The organism is Arthrobacter sp. RT-1 (assembly GCF_003367205.1).
Lineage (GTDB): Bacteria > Actinomycetota > Actinomycetes > Actinomycetales > Micrococcaceae > Arthrobacter.
Genome location: NZ_QRGQ01000012.1, coordinates 197160 through 217187 on the forward strand (window position 1 = coordinate 197160; position 20028 = coordinate 217187).

The 20028-nt window shown below is 64.7% G+C and carries 17 protein-coding genes; 5 read left to right on the forward strand and 12 right to left on the reverse strand.

Annotated elements, in window-relative coordinates:
• Positions 1–212: 212 nt before the first annotated feature.
• Both dapC and fdxA read right to left on the reverse strand, forming a co-directional pair.
• Positions 213–1361 carry a succinyldiaminopimelate transaminase gene (dapC, locus tag DXK94_RS12030; protein ID WP_115525138.1) on the reverse strand — a complete coding sequence of 383 codons (1149 nt, stop codon included), beginning with the start codon at positions 1359–1361 and terminating at the stop codon, positions 213–215.
• A 10-nt stretch (positions 1362–1371) separates the two neighbouring features.
• Positions 1372–1698, reverse strand: a complete 327-nt coding sequence (gene fdxA, locus DXK94_RS12035; protein ID WP_009356972.1) for a ferredoxin — start codon at positions 1696–1698, stop codon at positions 1372–1374.
• A 137-nt stretch (positions 1699–1835) separates the two neighbouring features.
• On the opposite strand from fdxA, the gene DXK94_RS12040 reads away from it, so the two are divergent.
• Complete coding sequence (locus tag DXK94_RS12040; protein ID WP_079597338.1) at positions 1836–2075, forward strand: hypothetical protein; 240 nt, start codon at positions 1836–1838, stop codon at positions 2073–2075.
• A gap of 49 nt (positions 2076–2124) precedes the next feature.
• On the opposite strand, the gene DXK94_RS21235 is transcribed toward DXK94_RS12040, so the two are convergent.
• Both DXK94_RS21235 and typA read right to left on the reverse strand, forming a co-directional pair.
• On the reverse strand, positions 2125–2934 hold the full coding sequence (locus tag DXK94_RS21235) for a hypothetical protein (RefSeq protein WP_147294372.1): 810 nt from the start codon (positions 2932–2934) through the stop codon (positions 2125–2127).
• Between the two features lie 227 nt (positions 2935–3161).
• Positions 3162–5090 carry a translational GTPase TypA gene (typA, locus tag DXK94_RS12050; RefSeq protein ID WP_079597340.1) on the reverse strand — a complete coding sequence of 643 codons (1929 nt, stop codon included), beginning with the start codon at positions 5088–5090 and terminating at the stop codon, positions 3162–3164.
• A gap of 283 nt (positions 5091–5373) precedes the next feature.
• On the opposite strand from typA, the gene DXK94_RS12055 reads away from it, so the two are divergent.
• On the forward strand, positions 5374–6246 hold the full coding sequence (locus DXK94_RS12055; protein ID WP_115525140.1) for an SGNH/GDSL hydrolase family protein: 873 nt from the start codon (positions 5374–5376) through the stop codon (positions 6244–6246).
• Positions 6247–6328: 82 nt separating this feature from the next.
• On the opposite strand, the gene DXK94_RS12060 is transcribed toward DXK94_RS12055, so the two are convergent.
• From DXK94_RS12060 to ychF, 6 genes are all read right to left on the reverse strand, one after another.
• Positions 6329–8035, reverse strand: a complete 1707-nt coding sequence (locus DXK94_RS12060; RefSeq protein ID WP_115525141.1) for an ABC transporter ATP-binding protein — start codon at positions 8033–8035, stop codon at positions 6329–6331.
• Between the two features lie 11 nt (positions 8036–8046).
• Positions 8047–8991, reverse strand: a complete 945-nt coding sequence (locus tag DXK94_RS12065) for an ABC transporter permease (RefSeq protein ID WP_079597343.1) — start codon at positions 8989–8991, stop codon at positions 8047–8049.
• Complete coding sequence (locus tag DXK94_RS12070; protein ID WP_115525142.1) at positions 8981–9910, reverse strand: ABC transporter permease; 930 nt, start codon at positions 9908–9910, stop codon at positions 8981–8983. Before DXK94_RS12070 ends, DXK94_RS12065 begins: the two co-directional genes overlap by 11 nt.
• Before the next feature lie 123 nt (positions 9911–10033).
• On the reverse strand, positions 10034–11719 hold the full coding sequence (locus DXK94_RS12075; RefSeq protein ID WP_115525143.1) for an ABC transporter substrate-binding protein: 1686 nt from the start codon (positions 11717–11719) through the stop codon (positions 10034–10036).
• 287 nt (positions 11720–12006) lie between these two features.
• Positions 12007–13773, reverse strand: a complete 1767-nt coding sequence (locus tag DXK94_RS12080) for an ABC transporter family substrate-binding protein (protein WP_115525144.1) — start codon at positions 13771–13773, stop codon at positions 12007–12009.
• A 104-nt stretch (positions 13774–13877) separates the two neighbouring features.
• Positions 13878–14963 carry a redox-regulated ATPase YchF gene (ychF, locus tag DXK94_RS12085; protein ID WP_079597431.1) on the reverse strand — a complete coding sequence of 362 codons (1086 nt, stop codon included), beginning with the start codon at positions 14961–14963 and terminating at the stop codon, positions 13878–13880.
• A gap of 90 nt (positions 14964–15053) precedes the next feature.
• Here ychF and DXK94_RS12090 point away from each other — a divergent pair, with 90 nt between their 5' ends.
• Positions 15054–16280 (forward strand): DNA recombination protein RmuC, encoded by a 1227-nt coding sequence (locus DXK94_RS12090; RefSeq protein ID WP_115525145.1) that lies wholly within the window; start codon positions 15054–15056, stop codon positions 16278–16280.
• 57 nt (positions 16281–16337) lie between these two features.
• Here DXK94_RS12090 and DXK94_RS12095 read toward each other — a convergent pair whose 3' ends face one another.
• Together DXK94_RS12095 and DXK94_RS12100 are read right to left on the reverse strand one after the other, a co-directional pair.
• Positions 16338–17417 (reverse strand): 4-hydroxy-3-methylbut-2-enyl diphosphate reductase, encoded by a 1080-nt coding sequence (locus tag DXK94_RS12095; protein ID WP_115525146.1) that lies wholly within the window; start codon positions 17415–17417, stop codon positions 16338–16340.
• 9 nt (positions 17418–17426) lie between these two features.
• Positions 17427–18278 (reverse strand): hypothetical protein, encoded by an 852-nt coding sequence (locus tag DXK94_RS12100; protein WP_115525147.1) that lies wholly within the window; start codon positions 18276–18278, stop codon positions 17427–17429.
• A gap of 162 nt (positions 18279–18440) precedes the next feature.
• Between DXK94_RS12100 and xseA the strand changes: the two genes are divergently transcribed.
• Positions 18441–19778, forward strand: a complete 1338-nt coding sequence (xseA, locus tag DXK94_RS12105) for an exodeoxyribonuclease VII large subunit (RefSeq protein WP_115525148.1) — start codon at positions 18441–18443, stop codon at positions 19776–19778.
• Positions 19775–19993, forward strand: coding sequence for an exodeoxyribonuclease VII small subunit (locus DXK94_RS12110; protein WP_115525149.1), 219 nt, complete (start codon positions 19775–19777; stop codon positions 19991–19993). The genes xseA and DXK94_RS12110 overlap by 4 nt, the downstream gene beginning before the upstream one ends.
• The last annotated feature ends 35 nt before the right edge of the window (positions 19994–20028 follow it).

A 20028-nucleotide genomic window follows, 5' to 3' on the forward strand; every position in this document is an offset into this window, starting at 1 on the left:
TGTCGAAAGCTTGATCCAACATCAGGTGAGCCGCGCACTGACCCTGAGAACACAGGTTCCAACACCCGGGCTGCCTTCTTGTAGAAAGCCACCATTGATAGTCACTTAAAAAGTACCGCTCCTTGGCGGGTGTCACTAATCCGAGACAGCCTAAAGTCCCCTAAAATGCGGGTGGTGTGGCGCGAGTCACACCATTGTTACGCGGCTTTTTGCTACCGGGCTTCCTGCAGCCGGGCCACTGCGGCATCAATCCGCTCATCGGTTCCGGTAAGGGCGACCCGGACATAACCGTTGCCTGCCTCGCCGTAGAAGACTCCCGGCCCCACCACGATGCCCCGTTCTGCCAGGCGCGCCACCGTGTCCCAGGTGTTCTCCCCTGCCGTGGACCACAGGTAGAGCCCGGCATCTGAATCCTTGATTTCCAGGCCGAAGCCCAGCAGTGCCGGAACCAGCCGCTCCCGCCGGCCCCGGTAGAGGTCCTTCTGGGCCTCGACGTGCGCGTCATCGCCGAGCGCCACCCGCATGGCTTCCTGCACGGGGTAGGGAACGATCATGCCGGCGTGTTTGCGGCTGTTGACCAGGCTGGGCATCAGGTCCGGATCGCCGGCGACGAAGGCGGCACGGTAGCCCGCGAGGTTGGACTGCTTGCTCAATGAGTAGACGGAGAGCAGGCCCTGGTGCGATCCGCCTGCCACCCGCGGGTCCAGGATGCTGGGGACGGACTGGCCGCCGCGCTGCACATCCCAGGTTCCCCAGCCGAGTTCTGCGTAGCATTCATCCGAGGCCACCACGGCCCCCAGCTCCCGGGCCTGCTCCACAAGCGCTTTCAGGGAGTCTGCGTCGCGGACGCTGCCTGTCGGGTTGCCCGGGGAATTGACCCAGATGAGCCGGACGCGCGCACGGGTGGCGTCGTCGAGCTCGTCAAGGTTGTCGGTGGCAACGGAGGTGACGCCTGCCAGCGTGGCGCCGATATCGTACGTGGGGTACGCGGCCTTGGGACGTACGACGACGTCACCCGGCTTCAGCCCGAGCAGCAGCGGCAGCCACGCCACAAGTTCCTTGGAACCCACCGTGGGCATGATGTTGCGGGGATCCAGTCCGGCCACACCGCGGCGGCGTTCGAACCATCCTGCGATGGCTTCCCGAAGCGCCGGTGTGCCGTGCACCGTGGGGTACCCCGGCGCGTCGGCAGCAGCCTTCAGGGCATCCTGGACCAGCGCCGGGGTGGGGTCCACGGGTGTGCCGATCGACAGGTTGACGGCACCGCCGGGGTGCTCCGATGCCTTCGCAAGATACGGCGCCATGGCCTCCCACGGGTAATCGGGCAGGTCAAGGCCAAACGTAGTCACTGCTGCGGTCACCTTTTCTGCGTCAGTGGTCTTGGTTCTGCGGGGGCAGCGCGGCGATCATCGGGTGGTCCTTGCCGGTGTTGCCGATCTTGGCGGCGCCGCCGGGTGAACCGAGGTCGTCAAAGAACTCCACGTTGGCCTTGTAGTAGTCGGCCCACTCGTCGGGGGTGTCATCCTCGTAGTAAATGGCCTCGACCGGGCAAACGGGCTCGCAGGCGCCGCAGTCGACGCATTCGTCCGGATGGATGTACAGCGAACGCTCACCCTCATAGATGCAGTCGACGGGGCATTCCTCGATACATGCCTTGTCCTTGACATCTACACACGGCTGCGCGATTACGTACGTCACGTCCCTGGCCTCTCCACGTTGGTTCCGGCAACCCGCCGGTTCTTGCATCCGGCAGCTCTGGCCGGACTCTTGACATCTGAGCCTATTATCTCCCAGGCCGTTCCCGCGAACCTAGCCGGGCCGCCTAGTATGAACTGGTGAGTCAGCCCCCTACCCCCGCAGGGTTCCTTTCCGCCGCCGCACCCGGAACACGGGTGGTGGTGCGGTACCGCATCGAGGACGGCCTGACCGACGCGCTCGGCCACCTGGTCTCGTGCGACGCCGGGGCGTGCACCGTCCGCACCCGGCAGGCCGACGTCGTCATTCCGCTTGATCTTGTGGTGGCGGCCAAGCAGGTCCCGCCGGCGCCCGAGCGGCGCCGCCCCGCGGCACAGTAAAGCGCGCCGCCACTGCGCCGGGACTGCCGCTGCGCACCGAACCCGGGCTTCAGTGCGCCCGCCGGTACGCGGCAAGAGCTTGGTGAACCATCCGCACGAACTCCCCGGGCTCGCCGACCAGCATCTCGAACGTTACGCGGAGCGTGGGAACGCCCCGGACAACAGTGATGTTCCACCGCCGCCGGTCCTCCCTGTACGCCTGCCGGCTGCTGTGATGGGCATACCCGTCCGTCTCGATGCCCAGCAAGCCGTCAACGAGGAGGTCAAGGTGTCCCATTCCGGGAATGTTAACCTGGAGCTCGACTGTCAGGCCGGCTTCTTCCAGCAGGTACCGGGCCATGGTCTCGATGATGGAGCCGGACTGGGGCCGGAATCTTGCCACCAGCCCCAGCAAGGCCTTTTCCCGTGCCGCTGGAAACCGGCCGCGCAGTTCCGAAAGTTGAACCAGGCCCTGTTTGACCGCCGATTCTGCGATAGTCAGGCCTTCGAGCGGCGGCAGGCATCGCAGCGATTGGCCCACGATGTCCAGGTGCGTCAGTGGCAGGTGGCTTCGATGCACCACGCAACCGTTGATGTGCCTGCCGTGGCGAGCGGCCAGATGCGGCTCGACGGGCCTTCGTACGACCCACAGCCCTGCTGCTAGGGCGGCCGTCACGCAGCCAGGCACCGTATGATGGCGACCGGCGTGGACTAAAAAGGGATCCGCGCCGGGCAGCGCATAGACACCCCTGGCCACTCTTTGAACGGATGCATCCAACAGGCCGGCTTCGAGTGTCCGGCGGGTGACGCCGGCCTGCCTCAGTGAGTCAACGCCTGCAACTCCGCCCAGCCCGGCCAGGGCATCAGAAACTGTTCGCATGACTGCATGATCCCCGTCACGGGGTTCCCGGGTACAGCAGGGACAGAAGCCATGTGGACAACGTCCGGGCGCAGTGGCAGAGGGGCTCGGTGCGCTGGGACTGCCGCTGCGGCCCGAACCCGCACTTGAAGCGCAGCCCGGTACAAAATTGGTAAAACAAAAGCTGCCGGCACGGTGGCGGGAATCCCGCCTGCCGTGCCGGCAGCTTTCAAAGAGGTCCTAAAGGACTAGGCCTTGGCGCGGGCGCGGTTGGCCTTGGCACGCTCGTTGGTGTCCAGGATGACCTTGCGGATGCGGATGGCTTCCGGGGTCACCTCGACGCACTCGTCCTCGCGGGCGAATTCGAGGGACTCTTCGAGGGTCAGGTCGCGCGGCGGCGTCAGGTTCTCGAAGGTGTCGGAGGAAGCGGCACGCATGTTGGTGAGCTTCTTTTCCTTGGTGATGTTGACGTCCATGTCGTCGGCGCGGGAGTTCTCGCCCACGATCATGCCCTCGTAAACCTCGGAGGTGGGCTTGACGAAGAACGAGCCGCGCTCCTGCAGGTTGATCATGGCGAACGGGGTCACAACACCGGCGCGGTCGGCGATCATCGAACCGTTGGTGCGGTACTCGATGGGGCCTGCCCACGGCTCGTAGCCTTCGGAGATGGACGCTGCGATGCCGGCGCCGCGGGTGTCTGTGAGGAACTTGGTGCGGAACCCGATCAGGCCACGGGCCGGAACGATGAACTCCATGCGGCACCAGCCGGTACCGTGGTTGGCCATGTTGGTCATGCGGCCCTTGCGTGCGGCCATCAGCTGCGTGACGGCACCGAGGTATTCTTCGGGCACGTCGATGGTCATGTGTTCCATCGGCTCATGGATCTTGCCGTCGATGGTCTTGGTGACAACCTGCGGCTTGCCCACGGTCAGCTCGAAGCCTTCGCGGCGCATCTGCTCAACGAGGATGGCCAGCGCGAGCTCGCCACGGCCCTGGACTTCCCAGGCGTCGGGACGCTCGGTGGGGAGCACCTTGATGGAGACGTTACCGATCAGTTCCTTGTCCAGGCGGTCCTTCACCTGGCGGGCGGTGACCTTGGCGCCCTTGACCTTGCCGGCCAGCGGCGAGGTGTTGATACCGATGGTCATGGAGATGGCGGGATCGTCCACGGTGATCAGCGGCAGCGGCTGCGGGTTCTCGACGTCGGTGAGGGTTTCGCCAATGGTGATGTCCTCGATGCCGGCGACGGCGACGATCTCACCCGGTCCGGCGGACTCGGCAGGAACGCGGTCCAGTGCCTTGGTGGCGAGGAGCTCGGTGATCTTCACGGTCTTGAGCTCGCCGTTGGCACGGGCCCAGGCAACCTGCTGGCCCTTGCGCAGGGTGCCGTTGTAGATGCGGAGCAGCGCGAGGCGGCCCAGGAACGGGGAGGCGTCCAGGTTGGTGACGTGCGCCTGCAGGACACCCTCGGGGTTGTACGTGGGGGCCGGGATGTGCTCGATGATGGTCTTGAACAGCGGCTCAAGGTCCTCATTGTCCGGGGCGGAGCCGTTGGCCGGCTGCTCCAGGGACGCGCGGCCAACCTTGGCTGCGGCGTACACAACGGGAACTTCAAGGACCTTGTCCAGATCGAGGTCCGGAACTTCGTCCGCAAGGTCGGAGGCCAGGCCCAGGAGCAGGTCCATGGACTCGTGCACCACTTCGTCGATGCGGGCGTCGGGACGGTCGGTCTTGTTCACCAGGAGGATGACCGGCAGGTGCGCGGCAAGGGCCTTGCGCAGCACGAAGCGGGTCTGGGGCAGCGGGCCCTCGGAAGAGTCAACCAGCAGCACGACGCCGTCCACCATGGACAGGCCGCGCTCCACCTCGCCACCGAAGTCGGCGTGGCCAGGGGTGTCAATAACGTTGATGGTGATGGTCTCGCCATTGGAGGACGGACCGTTGTAGGCCACCGTCGTGTTCTTGGCCAGGATGGTGATGCCCTTTTCGCGCTCCAGGTCACCGGAGTCCATCACGCGGTCTTCGAGGTGGTTGTGCTCGGCAAAGGAGTTGGTCTGCTTGAGCATGGCGTCGACCAGCGTGGTCTTGCCGTGGTCAACGTGGGCCACAATCGCGACGTTGCGGAGGTCACTGCGTGATGCAGTGGCTACCGCGGTGTTGGTGGTGGTTTCAGACATGCGTAATGGCTCGATTCAGTGGTGAAAGTCAGCTGTTGTATCGCGACATTTCCAACTGGAACGCACGACGGACAAGGCCCTTAGCACAGGGCACCTTCCCTCAGTCTACCGGCAGTGGCATTTATTGGCCTAAATTTCTGGCGGCCGAGGTACAGAGTGCACGCGCAGGGCCAGCGCCACGCCGAAAAATAGTGATGAAAATCACTGGCCTATCAGGCCGGCATGCAACATGATTGCTCTGACGCATCACGCACGCCGCATAACGCAAGCCCGGAGACACCACATGACAAAGGCCTCGGCCCGCACCCGCAATGGCGCATCCCGGGCCGCGGCCGCTCTGGCAGTGTCTTCCCTGATGGCCTTGTCCGGATGCGGCGTCGCCGCCTACTCCCCCGGGATATCCTCAGCGCCGGCGGCCGCTGCTGCGGGCCACCCCCAGGACGGCGGACAGCCCGCCGCGGTGGCTGCCAGCACCAAGGTCCGGAATCCGGCTAACGGTCGGCTGGAAGCGGTTGTCCCCGAGATCACCAGAACAGTCCTCCTGATTGGGGACTCGCAGTCCGAACCGGCCGACGGTTGGCCCCGCCAGGCACTTGCGGCAGCGGGGTACAAGGTCTACTTCTGCGGGCGCGGCGGCACCGGATTCGTCTCCTCCAACGGCAGCACCGGCAATTATGTGGATGCCCTCCTGGAAGGGGACTGGCTGCTCCCTTCGGGAACTCCGGCCCTGATCGTCATCCAGGGCGGCGGCAATGACGCCGCCACCGGGGCCACTGACCGGCAGATCACCGGTAACGCGGAAAAGCTGATCGCCGAACTTCAGGCCCGCTACCCCGGCACCCGGATGGCGATGATCGGCACGTTGGCACGCGGCGCGGACCACGGCGGGGGGCGCCGCAGTGAGGTTGACGCCTTGCTCGGCTCGGTGGCGGCGGCCCACGGGCTGCCCTTTGTGTCAGTGGGCGACTGGCTCACCCGGTACGGCCTGGCCAAGGATCTCGCCGACGCAGTCCACATGAATGCCGCGGGCCGCCAGTCGCTTGGAGCGCTGCTGGAGCGCCGGCTGCGTGAACTTGGCCTGGACCGAAAGGCTACGCCTGACACGGCACCGCTGCTGGCCGCGGGTACGGACGCCACAGGTGCAGTCCAGGATTAGGCGGCAAACAGCGCCACATACGAAAACGGCTGGAGCCGGGCCCATGGGCTCCGGCTCCAGCCGTTCGTTTCGATAAGTGCCGCTACGCCACTTCGGGCGGGAGCATCAGCTTGGCGCCGGGGATGGCGTTGAGCAGTGCCTTCGTGTACTCCTGCCGTGGTGATTCGAAGACTTCATCCGTGGAGCCGGTCTCCACCAGGCGCCCCTTCTCCATGACACACACGTGGTCCGCAATCTGCCGGACCACCGCAAGGTCGTGCGTGATGAAGAGATAGGTCAGACCAAGGTTCGCCTGGAGATCGGCCAGCAGGTTGAGGACCTGCGCCTGGACCAGCACGTCCAAAGCGGACACCGCTTCGTCACAGATGATGACCTCGGGATCCAGTGCCAGCGCGCGGGCAATGGCAACACGCTGCCGCTGCCCGCCGGAGAGCTCGTTCGGGTACCGCTGCATGGCGGACTGCGGCAGCGCCACCTGGTCCAGCAGTTCCCGGACCTTCTTCTCCCGGCTCGCCTGGTTGCCGATCTTGTGGACCCGCAAGGGCTCTTCGATGGTGCGGAAGATGTTGTACATCGGGTCCAGGGAGCCGTACGGATCCTGGAAAATCGGCTGCACGCGCCGTCGGAATTTGAACAGTTCCTGCGACTTAAGCAGCGAGGTGTCCACGCCATCGAACAGGATCCTGCCGTCCGTGGGCTTCTCAAGCTGGAGCACCATCTTGGCCACCGTGGACTTGCCCGAACCGGACTCCCCCACAATCGCCGTCGTGGTTCCACGCTGGACGTCAAAGCTCACGCCGTCCACCGCCGCGAAGTCCGTCGCCTTCCCGAAGCCTTGGCGGAGCTTGTACACCTTCCGCAGGTCCTGGATCTGCAGGACGTTATCCGCGACGGCAGTCTCGGCAGCGGGAGCCAGCAGGTCCGCCGTCTCCACACCCTGTTCCTTGGCGGCCTGGATGCGCCGGCTTGCCAGGGACGGTGCCGACTCGACAAGCCTCCTAGTGTAGGGGTGCTGCGGGTTTCGCAGCAGTTCCAGCGACGGTCCTGCCTCCACCACCCGGCCCTGGTACATCACCACCACCTTGTCGGCGCGTTCTGCCGCCAGCCCCAGGTCGTGGGTGATGAGCAGCACCGAGGTGCCCAGGTCGGTGGTCATGGTGTCCAGGTGGTCCAGGATCTGCCGCTGCACCGTCACGTCCAGGGCCGATGTCGGCTCATCGGCGATGAGCAGCCGCGGCTGGCACGAAAGGCCGATGGCGATCAGGGCACGCTGGCGCATGCCGCCCGAGAACTCATGCGGGTACTGGTTGGCACGACGTTTGGCGTCCGGCAGGCCTGCCTCGGACAGCACCCGGGCGATGTCCTCCGGTCCGCTGGGCCGCCCGTTGGCACGCAGGGTTTCCCGGACCTGGTAGCCGATCTTCCATACCGGGTTCAGGTTGGACATGGGGTCCTGCGGCACCATGCCGATGGTGTTTCCGCGCAGTTCGATCATGCGCTGCTCGCTGGCATGGGCGATGTCCTCGCCGTCGAGCAGGATCTGTCCGCCGGACACCCTGCCGTTGTTGGGAAGCAGTCCGATGGCCGCGAGTGCAGTGGTGGATTTACCGGAGCCGGACTCCCCCACAATCGCCACCGTTTCGCCGGGCATGATGCTCAGGTGAGCATTGCGGACCGCCTGGACGTCGCCGCCGCCGGTCTTGAACGTGATGGCGAGGTCGCGGATTTCCAGCAGCGGCCTGACGCCGGTGGTGCCGGCTTCATCGATGCGGACTTCTGGAGTTGTCATCTCTTTATCTCTCATCGCTGACGGCTCTTGGGGTCGAGGGCGTCACGGACCGCGTCGCCCAGCATGATGAAGCTCAACACCGTGATGGACAGTGCAGCAGCGGGGTACAGCATGATCTCCGGGCTGGTCCTGATGGACGCCTGCGCACCGGCGATGTCATTGCCCCAGGACATGATGCTCTGCGGCAGGCCGATACCCAGGAAGGACAGGGTTGCCTCGGCCACGATGAAGACACCCAGTTCCAGGGTGGCCAGCACGATGATCGGGGCGAGGGCATTTGGCAGCACGTGCCGCACCAGCGCCCCGAATTTGGAGACGCCCAGCGCACGGGCAGCGGTGACGAAATCCGCGTTGCGCACTTCGATCACGGCGCCACGGGTGATGCGCGCCATCTGGGGCCATGCCAGGAGCGAGATGACAAACACCACTGTCCACACACTCTTGTTCTCGCGGAACAGGGGCAGCTGCGTGATGACCAGCGCGCCCAGGATCAGCGGAAGGGCGAAGAAGATGTCACCGAGGCGGGCGAGCACTGAATCGATCCAGCCACCGTAGTAGCCGGCAAGTGCACCAATGGTCACTCCAATCACCAGCACGCACAGCACCGAGAGCACACCCACGGACATGGATGCCTGGGTGCCGTGGATCACGCGTGAGTAGACGTCGCAGCCCTGGAACGTGAAGCCAAACGGATGGCCGGCGGTGGGTCCGCCTTCCGAGTTGGCCAGTTCGCAGCCTGCGTTGGGAGCTACCGAGGTGAAGAGTCCGGGGAACAGTGCCACCACGGTGAGGGCAAGGATGAGCAGCGCCGAAATGATGAACAGCGGACGACGGCGGAGCTTGCGCCATGCGTCGGACCACAGGCTAAGCGGTGCCTGGTCAGTCTTGACCGCGTCCGTTGCCAGCAGCGGGGTTTCGTCAATGGGCGCCACGAAGTGGCTGTTGTTACTGGTCATAGCGGATCCTCGGGTCAAGCCAGGCGTACAGGAGATCAACGAGCAGGTTGGCCACCACGAACACCAGCACCAGAACGCTGACGATGGAAACGATGGTGGGTCCCTCGCTGCGGAGGACGGCCTGGTAGAGCTTGTTGCCGACGCCCGGCACGTTGAAAATGCCTTCGGTCACGATCGCGCCGCCCATCAGTCCGCCAAGGTTGGCGCCCAGATAGGTCACCACCGGAATCAGCGAGTTGCGCAGGATGTGCGCCAGGACCACCCGCGGCCGGGACAGGCCCTTCGCCGTTGCGGTCCGGACGTAGTCGGCGTTCATGTTTTCGCTGACAGAAGCGCGGGTCAGGCGAAGCACGTACGCAAAGGATACGAGGCCCAGGACCACCGCCGGCAGCAGCAGGCTGCCCCAGTCGGCGTTGGCACCAACGGTGGGCTTGGCCCACCCGAGCTGGACACCGAAGACGAGCTGGAATACGAAGCCAAGGACGAACGTGGGGACGGCGATGACCACGAGGGACGCCACCAGGACGGTGGAGTCGAACCAGCCGCCGCGGCGCAGCCCGGCAAAAACGCCGAAGGCAACGCCGAAAATGGCCTGGATGGCCAGGGCTTCTATGGCCAGCATCGCAGTCACGGGAAAGACACGCGCCAGGCTTGCCGATATGGGCTGGCCGGTGAAGTCGTTGCCGAGGTTAAAGGTGAAGAGGTTCTGCAGGAAGAGGCCGTACTGGACCCAGAACGGCTCGTCCAGGTGGTACTGGCTGCGCAGGGTATCGATGACGGCTTGCGGTGGCTGCCGGTCGCCGAAGAGCGCCGCGATGGGGTCGCCGGGCAGGGCGAACACCATGTAATAGACCAGAAGCGTGGTGCCGATGAAGACGGGGATCACCTGGAGCAGTCGGCGCAGGATAAAGCGGACCACGGGATCACCAACCTTCCGGATGGGAAGTAAACAGGTTCATGGGTGCCTTCCTGCCGTTGCAAGCCAATGGGGGCCCGGCCGTGACCGGACCCCCATCTGCCTGGCGGCAAGTTAGATCTGGGACTACTTTGCCCTGATGTCGAAGTAGCGGATGCCGCCGTTCCAGCCGGTCTCGGCCTTCACAACGTTGTTGCTCCAGACAATGGCGCGTGCCTGGTCCCAGAGCGGCAGACCCGGAAGGTCCTCAAAGAGGATCTCCTGTGCCTGGTTGAACTTCGCGTTGGCCTCGTCCGTGGACTTGGCGGCGAGGCCTTCCTGGAGGAGCTTGTCGAACTCGGGGTTCGTGTACTTCTCGTAGTTGGAAGAGGCGTTCGTGGCCCAGATCGGTCCCAGGAAGTTGTACAGCGACGGGTAGTCACCCTGCCAGCCGGCGCGGGTCAGGCCCGGGAGCTCCTGGGACTTGCGCAGGTTCAGCACTTCGGCGAACTTGGCGAAGGGCTGGATTTCAGCCTCGATGCCGAGGTTGTTCTTGAAGCCGTTGGCTACGGCGTCGATCCATTCCTTGTTGCCACCATCGGTGTTGGAGGCAATCTGGAGCGGCTTGGAGTCGTCGTACGGCTGGATCTTTTCAGCCTGTTCCCACAGGTCCTTCGCCTTGGCGGCGTCGAACGTAAGAACTTCGCTGCCCTTGATCCCTTCTTCAAACCCTTCGATAACCGGCGGGACGAAGGCCTTTGCCGGGGTGCGGGTTCCGTTGAAGATCACCTTGCAGATTTCTTCGCGGTTGATGGCGTAGGAGAGTGCCTGGCGGCGGAGCTTGCCTGCTTCACCCTGGAAGTTCGGGTTGTAGCCCGGGATGTTCAAGGTGGAGTTGGTGGCAGTCGCCTTGGTGGCGTTGCGGTCCGGGAAGTCCGTGGTGTAGGTCTTCAGTGCGTTGGACGGGAGAACATCCGTGACATCCAGGTTGTCGGACTGCAGGTCGGTGTAGGCCGGGCCCGGATCGGTGTAGAACTTGAAGTTCACGCCACCGTTCTTCGCCTCGCGGGGACCGGTGTAGTCAGGGTTCTTGACCAGGGAGATGGACTGGTCGTGGACCCAGGCACCCTCTTTTTCCATCTTGTACGGGCCGTTGCCCACCGGATTCTCGCCGAAGGCCTTCGGGTCGGCCAGTGCCGCGGAAGGAAGCGGGAAGAAGGCGGAGTAGCCAAGGCGCAGCGACCAGTCAGCCTCCGGCTGCGCAAGCTTCACCGTGATGGTGGAATCATCGGTGGCAACCAGGCCGGACATGGTTTCGGCCGTGGGTGCAGGAGTGGTGGTCTTTTTGCCGTCAGCACTGGTTTCCTCGGTGACGGCGGAAACTTCCTCGTACCCGGCAATTGACTCAAAGAAGAAGCTGTTGATCTGCAGGTTCTTCGAGTTCGCGGCGAAGTTCCAGGAATCCACAAACGTCTTGGCAGTGATTTCCTCGCCGTTGGTGAACTTCTGGCCCTGCTTGACCTTAATGGTCCAGTTCTGGGCGTCCGCGGATTCAATGGATTCCGCCAGGGCTTCGACCGGCTTGCCTGAGGCGTCGTACGTCCGAAGTCCTTCAAACAGCAGCTCCACCACCCGGCCGCCGTAGACTTCGTTGGTTGCGGCCGGCAGCAACGGGTTCTGTGGTTCGTTGCTGTAGGCGGTGATGACCTTGTTGGGATCGCCGGCGGTGTCGCCGCCCCCTTCGGTGGTGCCGCCTCCAGCGCCGCACCCGGTCAGGGCCAGCGCGGCAATTGCCACGATGCCCAGTGCTTTGGAAGTGCGCGTGAAACGCATTCCGCCTCCTATGAGTTGTGGGAGATATCGAGGGGAATCTTGTGCTTCCCCGTAAGCCCGGCACAGCGTTTTACTGTGACGCAACTTACATATAACGAGTAGCCTAACCGCACGAAGTCCAGATACTGGTACTCCGTTGCCAAACCGTGACCGGGGTCACTCCGACGTGATAGCCGGTGAACGGAAGTTGTGCAAGTCACATGCTACTCGCCGGTAGCTCCGACGGCGAATCGGGCGTGGCGAGTCCCACAAGGCCCCCTGCAGGGTGCTGCTGGAAGCACAAGCCACTAGGAGGCCAGGCGCCACTCCCACACGTTCCACCAGACTCCGAGGGGTCCGGAGCTCGATTTCACTCCGGTGATCCGGGGGCCGAATGCGGTGGTGCCAATGGTTTGGTACAGCGGGAGTCCGTAGGCGTTCTCCCAGATGCGTCGGTCGATCTCAGCAAGTAGTTCGTCCTGTTTGCCAAGGTCCGTGGTCCGGGCCAACTGTTCCATGGCCTTGTCCGCGTCGGCGTCGGAAAATCCGTTAAAGTTGCTGCCCGAGCCGGTGCGGAAGATCTGGGGAACCCGGCTGACTCCGGCCCCGGTCCCGATCCAGCCCAGCAGCGCAGCGTCATAACCCGACCCGCCCAGGGACTTTGCCCAGTCAGCACTGCTTTGCCCGCCGTCGACCACTTGGAACCCGGCCTGGGCCGCCGAGTCCCTGATCAGGGCAAAGGCTTCGGCGCGGTTGGGATTGTCCCTGTTGTACAGGATTCTGACCGTGGGGGTGTCGCCGTCCAGGAGCGCCCTGGCAGCCTCGATGTCCACCTCAGCGAAGTCGGAAGATCCGTTGTTCTTCACCGTGTCCGGGTATTTAGGCTGCGCCGGAAGGAAGACGTGGGAATCGAGCGGTTTGGCGTCGGGAACCAGGTCTCCCACGACGGCGTCAACGATCGCCTGGCGTGGAACTGTCTTCAGGAAAGCCTCGCGGACGTCTTCCTGGGCAAAGGGGCCGGAGAAAATGAGGTCCAGGTGGTCGTAGCCGGACTGGTTGTACCGCTCCAGGGTGTTGCCCTGCTCGGCGAGGCCAGCGAAAAGATCCTCCGTGCCGGCGGACGGCTGCGGCGAGATGATGTCCACCTGACCGTTCCGGAGGGCGTCAACCGCAGCAGGGAGGGCACCCGTGAAACGGATGGTGATTTCATCGAGCCAGGGTTCGGCTCCCCAGACGTAATCGCGGTTGCGGACGAGCCTCATGGAAACCTCAGGAACAATGTCCCGCACAATGTAGGGGCCGCTGGAGAGGTAAAGGGCCGGATCATCGGGAAGGGACTTCGTGTCGAAGCCGGAGTTCCAGAAATCGGCCACCCTCTTCAGCTCAGCGTTGACGGCAGGCTTTTCGGGGTCGCCCCGGGGTGAGTCCTGGATGAGGTCAATCAGGTCCTCTTCATCATTCAGCCCGCTCTTCGCGGCAACGACGTGCGCCGGCAGCCCGACGTCGAACGCGACTTCCCAGTCGGCGTACGGCGTGGCGTACTCCAGGGTGATGGACCGCCGGTCGTCCCCGAGCTCGGGCAAGAGTGTGCCTGCCAGGCCGCTGGTGTCCGAGGCGACGGAGAAGTACCTGGTTCCTGCTCCCGTCATGGGATCGGCATCGTCAAAGTACCCCGAACCGGCCGCCCAGCTCAGGAGCAGGTCCCCGGCGTCGATCGCTTCACCGTCGGACCATTTGACGCCCTCATTAACGGTGTACTTCACCTTCAACGGCTCGTCGGAGACCTTCTCGAACCGCCCGAACTTGTCGTTGCGCACCACGGCGGCGCTGTCATCCAGGTAATAGAACCCGGAGTGGGTGATGTAACCGACTTTGGAGTTGATGTCCGTGTTACCGTCGGCGCTGTAAGGGTTGAAGGACGAGAACGCGTTGACCTCGGCAACAGTGGCGACACCGCCCCGCTTGGCCTCCCCCACCACAACGGGCGTACTGCCGCCGGCTCCGGAGCAGCCGGAGAGAACCAGCGCAGCCGCCACCGCCGCGGTGATGTAGTGCATCAGACGCCTGACCGGCATGCCGCCTCCTCGTGTTTTCCCTCCGGGAGGGGGACCTGGAGTCGCCAGGATCACGCCCTCCATAGTCAGGATAAGGTGTCCGCCCAGTCCGACGGTGAACCGGCTCAGACGTTAAAGCGGAACTCCACCACGTCGCCGTCAGCCATGACGTATTCCTTGCCTTCGATCCGGACCTTGCCGCGGGACTTTGCTTCAGCCATGGAGCCTGCATCCACGAGGTCTTCGAAGGACACCACCTCGGCCTTGATGAAGCCGCGCTGGAAATCGGAGTGGATCACGCCGGCGGCCTGGGGAGCCGTGTCGCCCTGGTGGATGGTCCAGGCGCGTGCTTCCTTTGGCCCTGCGGTGAGGTAGGTCTGCAGCCCAAGGGTGTGGAACCCGACGCGTGCCAGCTGGTCCAGCCCTGACTCGTCCTGGCCGTTCATCTCCAGCATTTCGCGGGCTTCTTCCTCGTCCAGTTCCACGAGGTCGGATTCGAGCTTGGCGTCAAGGAAGATGCAGTCAGCCGGGGCCACCATGGCCCGCAGTTCCTCCTGCTTTTCCGGGCTGCCCAGGATTCCTTCGTCCGCGTTGAACACGTAGATGAAGGGCTTGGCCGTGAGCAGGCTGAGCTCCTTGAGGTGCTCCATCTCCAGCTTGTCGCTCTTGATGGACGAGTAGATGGTGTCGCCGCGTTCCAGCACCGCCTGGGCAGCCTTGATGGCGGCAAGCTCGGCGGCTTCCCGCTTCTTGATCTTGACCTCTTTTTCGATCCGGGGAATAGCCTTCTCGATGGTCTGCAGGTCGGCGAGGATCAGCTCGGTGTTGATGGTTTCCATGTCCGAGCGGGGGTCCACCTTGCCGTCAACGTGGATCACGTCGGGGTCGTCGAACACCCGCACCACTTCGGCGATGGCTTCGGCCTCGCGGATATTGGCCAGGAACTGGTTGCCCAGCCCTTCCCCTTCGGATGCGCCCTTGACGATGCCGGCGATGTCCACGAAGGAGACCGCGGCCGGCAGCACGCGCTGCGATCCGAAGATGCCGGCCAGCTTGTCCAGCCGCGGGTCCGGCAGGTTCACGACGCCCACGTTCGGTTCGATGGTGGCGAACGGATAGTTCGCGGCCAGGACCTGGTTGCGGGTAAGCGCGTTGAAGAGAGTTGATTTGCCGACGTTGGGCAGTCCGACGATGCCAATAGTAAGAGCCACGAGCATTGATTCTACCCGCAGGGCACCCGCGGCCTGTACCGGCGGATGTCATTGCCCCGGATTGTCAGAGCCCCATGCAACAGTGAGGGCATGGATGTTTTTGCGTTGATTCTTGCCTTGTTCATGCTGCTTCTGGGTGCCTTAGCCGGTGCTGCAGCCACGTATTTTGTACTGCGGAAGAACTCGCATGCCCTTGAGGCGGATTTCGACGCCGTCTCGTCCCGGCTGTCCGAAGTCAGCGCCCAGTTCGCCGCTGCCGACGCCGAGCGCCGGCTTTTGGCCGCACAGAACCGGGAGCTGGGCGAGGCACGGACACAGGACGGGAGCGTGCTCCGCGCCCTTGCACCGGTCGCGGAAAAGCTCTCCGCGGTGCAGCAGCAGGTGGCGCTGCTGGAACGTGACCGGGTGGAGCAGTATGGCCAGCTGGCGCAGCAGCTCCAGGAAGCCAGGCTCTCGGACGAACAGCTGATCAGGTCCACGCATGCACTGGAATCGGCCCTGCGGTCCAACAGTGCGCGCGGCCAGTGGGGCGAGGTGCAGCTGCGGCGCGTGGTGGAAGCCTCCGGGATGCTGCGGCACGTGGATTTCGTGGAACAGGTCCACAGCGCCGGTGGTGATTCCGCGGTCCGTCCCGACCTTGTGGTCCAGCTCCCCGGCGACAAGCAGCTGGTGGTTGATGCCAAAGTTCCGTTGTCGTCCTATCTGGAGGCCCAGGAACTGGGAGCGGCCGACGCCCGGCACGGGCAGCAGGGCATGACCACCGCAATGGACCGCCGAAACCAGCAATCGCTGCTGGCAGCGCACGCGAAGGCGCTCCGGGCCCACGTGGACTCACTCAGCAACAAGAAGTACTGGGATATCCCCGGCAACTCCCCCGAACTGGTGATCTGCTTCATCCCGGCCGAGTCCATCCTGGCCGCGGCTCTGACGGCAGACGCGGAGCTCCTGGACCACGCCCTGTCCAGGAACGTGGTCCTGGCATCACCCAGCACCCTGCTGGCCGTCCTGAAGTCGGTCGCCTTCACGTGGCGGCAGGACGTGCTGACGGACAGCGCCCGGGAACTGTTCGACCTGGCGAGGCAGCTCTACGACCGCATGGGTACACTGGGCGAGAACGTCACCAAGCTGGGATCATCGCTGAAAACCTCGGTGGACCGCTACAACGCCATGGTCGGCACGCTGGAAGCACGGGTCCTGCCCACGGCCCGGAAGCTGAACACACTGGAAGAGTCAGGTTTGACCGCCCCGCCGGCTGTGGAGGTCACGCCACGTGCTCTCGCGGCCCCGGAACTCCAGCACGACGAGGCAGCCGCCTAGGACGATACATCCAGGACGGGGGCACCGCTGCCGGAGTAAACCCGGCGGCGGACGGCGTCAGCTGCGCGGCCTGCGCCCGCCGAGCGCGCGGCTGACGTCACCGGCCTGCTTCAGGGTCGCGCGGAGCTCCTTGGGCAGCGAGAAGAGAAGGTCTTCCTCCGCTGTGACCACTTCCTCGACGGTGCCGTAACCGTAGTCGGCCAGCAGCCGCAGCACGTCCTGTACCAGCACCTCCGGCACTGATGCCCCGGACGTCACGCCCACGGTGGCCACGCCTTCGAACCAGGCTTCGTCCACCTCGTTGGCGAAGTCCACCCGGTAGGAAGCCTTGGCCCCGTATTCAAGGGCCACCTCCACGAGCCTGACGGAGTTGGACGAGTTCGCCGAGCCAACCACGATTACCAGGTCCGCCTGGGGCGAGATCTTCTTGATGGCCACCTGCCGGTTGGTGGTGGCGTAGCAGATGTCGTCGCTGGGGGGATCCTGGAGGGTAGGGAACCACTCCTTGAGCAGCCGTACGGTCTCCATGGTCTCGTCAACACTCAGGGTGGTCTGCGAAAGCCAGATGACCTTTTCGGGATCGCGGACCGTGACCTTGTCCACCTCGTGGGGGCCGTTGATGATCTGGATGTGCTCCGGCGCTTCGCCTGCTGTCCCTTCGACTTCTTCATGGCCGTCGTGGCCGATGAGGAGGATGTCGAAGTCGTCCTTGGCGAACCGGACTGCCTCCTTGTGGACCTTGGTCACCAGCGGGCAGGTGGCATCGATGGTGCGCAGTCCCCGTTCCTCGGCTGATTCCACCACGGCTGGAGAAACCCCGTGGGCGGAAAAAATGACCAGGGCACCCTCGGGCACTTCGTCGGTCTCGTCCACGAAGATTGCGCCTTTTTCCTCCAGGGACGTGACCACGTGGACGTTGTGCACAATCTGCTTCCGCACGTACACCGGAGGACCATAGTGTTCCAGCGCCTTCTCAACGGCGATCACCGCGCGGTCAACACCGGCGCAATAACCGCGCGGAGCGGCCAGCAGCACTCTCTTGGTTCCCGCGACGGGGGCTGCCGCTGCTACTTCCTCAGGGGAGCGGCGCCTACGCGGGATGGTGGGCATCGAAAGGGAAACAGCTGAGGAGGTCATTTCTCCATGCTACCGGGTTGCCCGCGGCCGCCTTCGCGATGAGATTCCGGCCACAATGCCCAGCAGTAGCAGCAGCCCGCCGGTGATGGCCGCGCCCGCCGTCCATGCCGCGAAGTCAGCGTTGGCCGCGGCCACGAACTCATCCCGGAACATGTTGGCAACCTCATTTCCGGTGTCCGCGGCCAGCGCCTGGGCCGCACCCACCTGCGCGCCCGCCGCCCAGAGACCTGCAAGCAGCAATCCGCCAATTCCGGCGCCCACCAGCACGGTCCAACGCCGTCGTGCCGCCACGAGGGCCAGGAGGAAGGCGATGCCTGAACCGGCAGCAAGCATGTAGCCCATGGGGGCATAAGTGGCCAGCCGCTCGGTCCACTCCCGTTGTTCGGGCTGGCCAACGTTGATCAGCGTTTCCCCCGGCGGATCGAGCGGAAGGCCGGTGGCCCGGGAAATTTCCCCGGCACCCAGCGCCACCAGCGGGGCCACGTCAAGAGTCAGCGAGGAGACGGACCCGGATGGGTCTGGCTCCGCCGCGGCCTCCGGGAAGCTGAGGCGGTGGCTTTTGCGCAATGTTTCCTCCCATGCCGCGGGGTATCCCGGGAGCCCCGACAGCGACGTGGCCGCATCCTCCAGCACTGGCTGGACCAGATCGGACAGGAAGCCCGGAACTGCGCTGGTGTCAATGGTTCCCACGGCCGCAGCGGCCAGCTGCTGCTGGAATTCGGCGTTTTTTCCCAGGGGCGCCGCCAGCCCTACGAAGCCGTCCTCCTGGACGATGCTGCGGTCAAGCCAGATGGCCGGAACAGCAACGGCGGCCAGCAGGACACCCAGCACGGTGGCGACGGCGGAAACGAAAGTGCGCACAGCAGATCCTTCGGGTTGATGGCGGTAGATCCATCCTAGGCAAGGATCCTGGCCGGGCGCTGTCAGTCCCGCGTGCTACAGCTTATGGATAAGGTTGAATAACCGCCGCACAACAGACGAAGGACCCCATGCCCGCAGCTCCAGCCCCGCAAGGGCGTTTGCATGTCTGACCAGGCTTCCCTTCCCGGCACCGCGCCCTCCACACTGCCCGCCACCGCTGCTGAAACCACCCCGGACAACCCGTGGCCGCTTCAGTTGCTCTCGCAAAAGCTCAAGGCCCACATCGACAGGACACCCTCGGCGTGGGTGGAAGGCCAGGTCATTGAACTGAACCGCCGCGGTACCAACGCCTACCTGACGCTGCGGGATGTTGATGCCGAAGTGTCCCTGCCGGCTTCGGTCTGGACCAAAGTACTGGAGCGCCAGAACCTGCCCCTGGAACGCGGATCACGCGTGGTGGCCCTGTTGAAGCCCGAGTTCTGGATTAAGACCGGACGGTTGAACATGCTGGTCAGGGACATCCGGCCGGTGGGCCTGGGTGACCTCCTGGCCCGGATTGAGAGGCTCCGGCAGGCCTTGTCCGCGGAGGGAATTTTCGCCGATTCCCGCAAGAAGCCACTCCCCCTGTTGCCACACCGCATCGGTCTTATTACCGGCCGGGATTCCGATGCCAAGAAGGACGTCCTGCGGAACGCTGCCCTGCGTTGGCCTGCGGTGGAGTTCGAAATCCGTGAAGTGGCGGTCCAGGGAAACACTGCAGTGTCCCAGATTGTCCGCGCCCTGCGGGAGCTCGACGCGCATCCCGTGGTGGACGTCATTGTCATCGCCCGCGGCGGAGGCGCACTTGAAGACCTGTTGCCCTTCAACAGCGAAGAGCTGGTTCGTGCTGTGGCGGCAGCAGCCACCCCTGTGGTGAGTGCCATCGGGCACGAGGCCGACCGGCCGCTGCTGGACGACGTTGCAGATTTGCGGGCGTCCACCCCCACCGACGCCGCGAAGCGGATTGTTCCGGAGGTTTCCGAGGAACTGGCGGGCGTGCGGCAGGCGCGGGAACAGCTGAGGCGCTGCATGGAGCGCATGGTGGACCGGGAAACGGACCGGCTCGCGTCGCTTCATTCCCGGCCGGTCCTGGCGTCACCGGAGGCACTGGTGACGGTCCGCAGTGAGGAAATTGAGCGGCTGCTGAGGCGGTCTTCTGCTGCCGTGAACTCCACGGTGGTACGCGCCGCCGATCAGCTGGAACACCTCAAGGCACAGGTGCGCGCGCTGTCGCCGCAGAAGACGCTGGACCGGGGGTACGCCGTCGTCGAACTCGCCGGGCAGCAGGCAGGACCCGCAGCCGTCGCCGGGCACGCAGTGGTCCGCCGCCCGGCTGATGCGCCGGCCGGTTCGCCGCTGTCCATCAGGGTGGCGGAGGGCCGCTTCGGTGCAACCTCCACCGGCGCAGCCGCATCCACTGATTCTGGCCAGGACAATCCGAACAACGGGAGAACCGCATGAGTGAGCAAAAGCCGGACGCCGGCACCGCAGGCCTGAGCTACGAGGAGGCCCGTGAGCAGCTCATCGCCGTCGTGGGCAGGCTTGAGGCCGGAGGCGCCAGCCTCGAAGAGTCGCTGGCGCTGTGGGAACGCGGTGAAGCCCTGGCCGCACGCTGCGAGGAGTGGCTCGAGGGGGCACGGAAGCGGCTGGCCGCCGCCCGCGACCAGCCGCTGTAAACGGAAGCCATGCCGGGTAACGCGGAACCAGCCCG

Excerpts from the sequence above, each read along its gene's own strand:
- DXK94_RS21235 (WP_147294372.1), bottom strand. The coding sequence starts at position 2,934 with ATGCGAACAGTTTCTGATGCCCTGGCCGGGCTGGGCGGAGTTGCAGGC.
- typA (WP_079597340.1), bottom strand. The coding sequence starts at position 5,090 with ATGTCTGAAACCACCACCAACACCGCGGTAGCCACTGCATCACGCAGT.
- DXK94_RS12055 (WP_115525140.1), top strand. The coding sequence starts at position 5,374 with ATGACAAAGGCCTCGGCCCGCACCCGCAATGGCGCATCCCGGGCCGCG.
- DXK94_RS12060 (WP_115525141.1), bottom strand. The coding sequence starts at position 8,035 with ATGACAACTCCAGAAGTCCGCATCGATGAAGCCGGCACCACCGGCGTC.
- DXK94_RS12065 (WP_079597343.1), bottom strand. The coding sequence starts at position 8,991 with ATGACCAGTAACAACAGCCACTTCGTGGCGCCCATTGACGAAACCCCG.
- DXK94_RS12075 (WP_115525143.1), bottom strand. The coding sequence starts at position 11,719 with ATGCGTTTCACGCGCACTTCCAAAGCACTGGGCATCGTGGCAATTGCC.
- DXK94_RS12080 (WP_115525144.1), bottom strand. The coding sequence starts at position 13,773 with ATGCCGGTCAGGCGTCTGATGCACTACATCACCGCGGCGGTGGCGGCT.
- DXK94_RS12090 (WP_115525145.1), top strand. The coding sequence starts at position 15,054 with ATGGATGTTTTTGCGTTGATTCTTGCCTTGTTCATGCTGCTTCTGGGT.
- DXK94_RS12095 (WP_115525146.1), bottom strand. The coding sequence starts at position 17,417 with ATGACCTCCTCAGCTGTTTCCCTTTCGATGCCCACCATCCCGCGTAGG.
- xseA (WP_115525148.1), top strand. The coding sequence starts at position 18,441 with ATGTCTGACCAGGCTTCCCTTCCCGGCACCGCGCCCTCCACACTGCCC.
- DXK94_RS12110 (WP_115525149.1), top strand. The coding sequence starts at position 19,775 with ATGAGTGAGCAAAAGCCGGACGCCGGCACCGCAGGCCTGAGCTACGAG.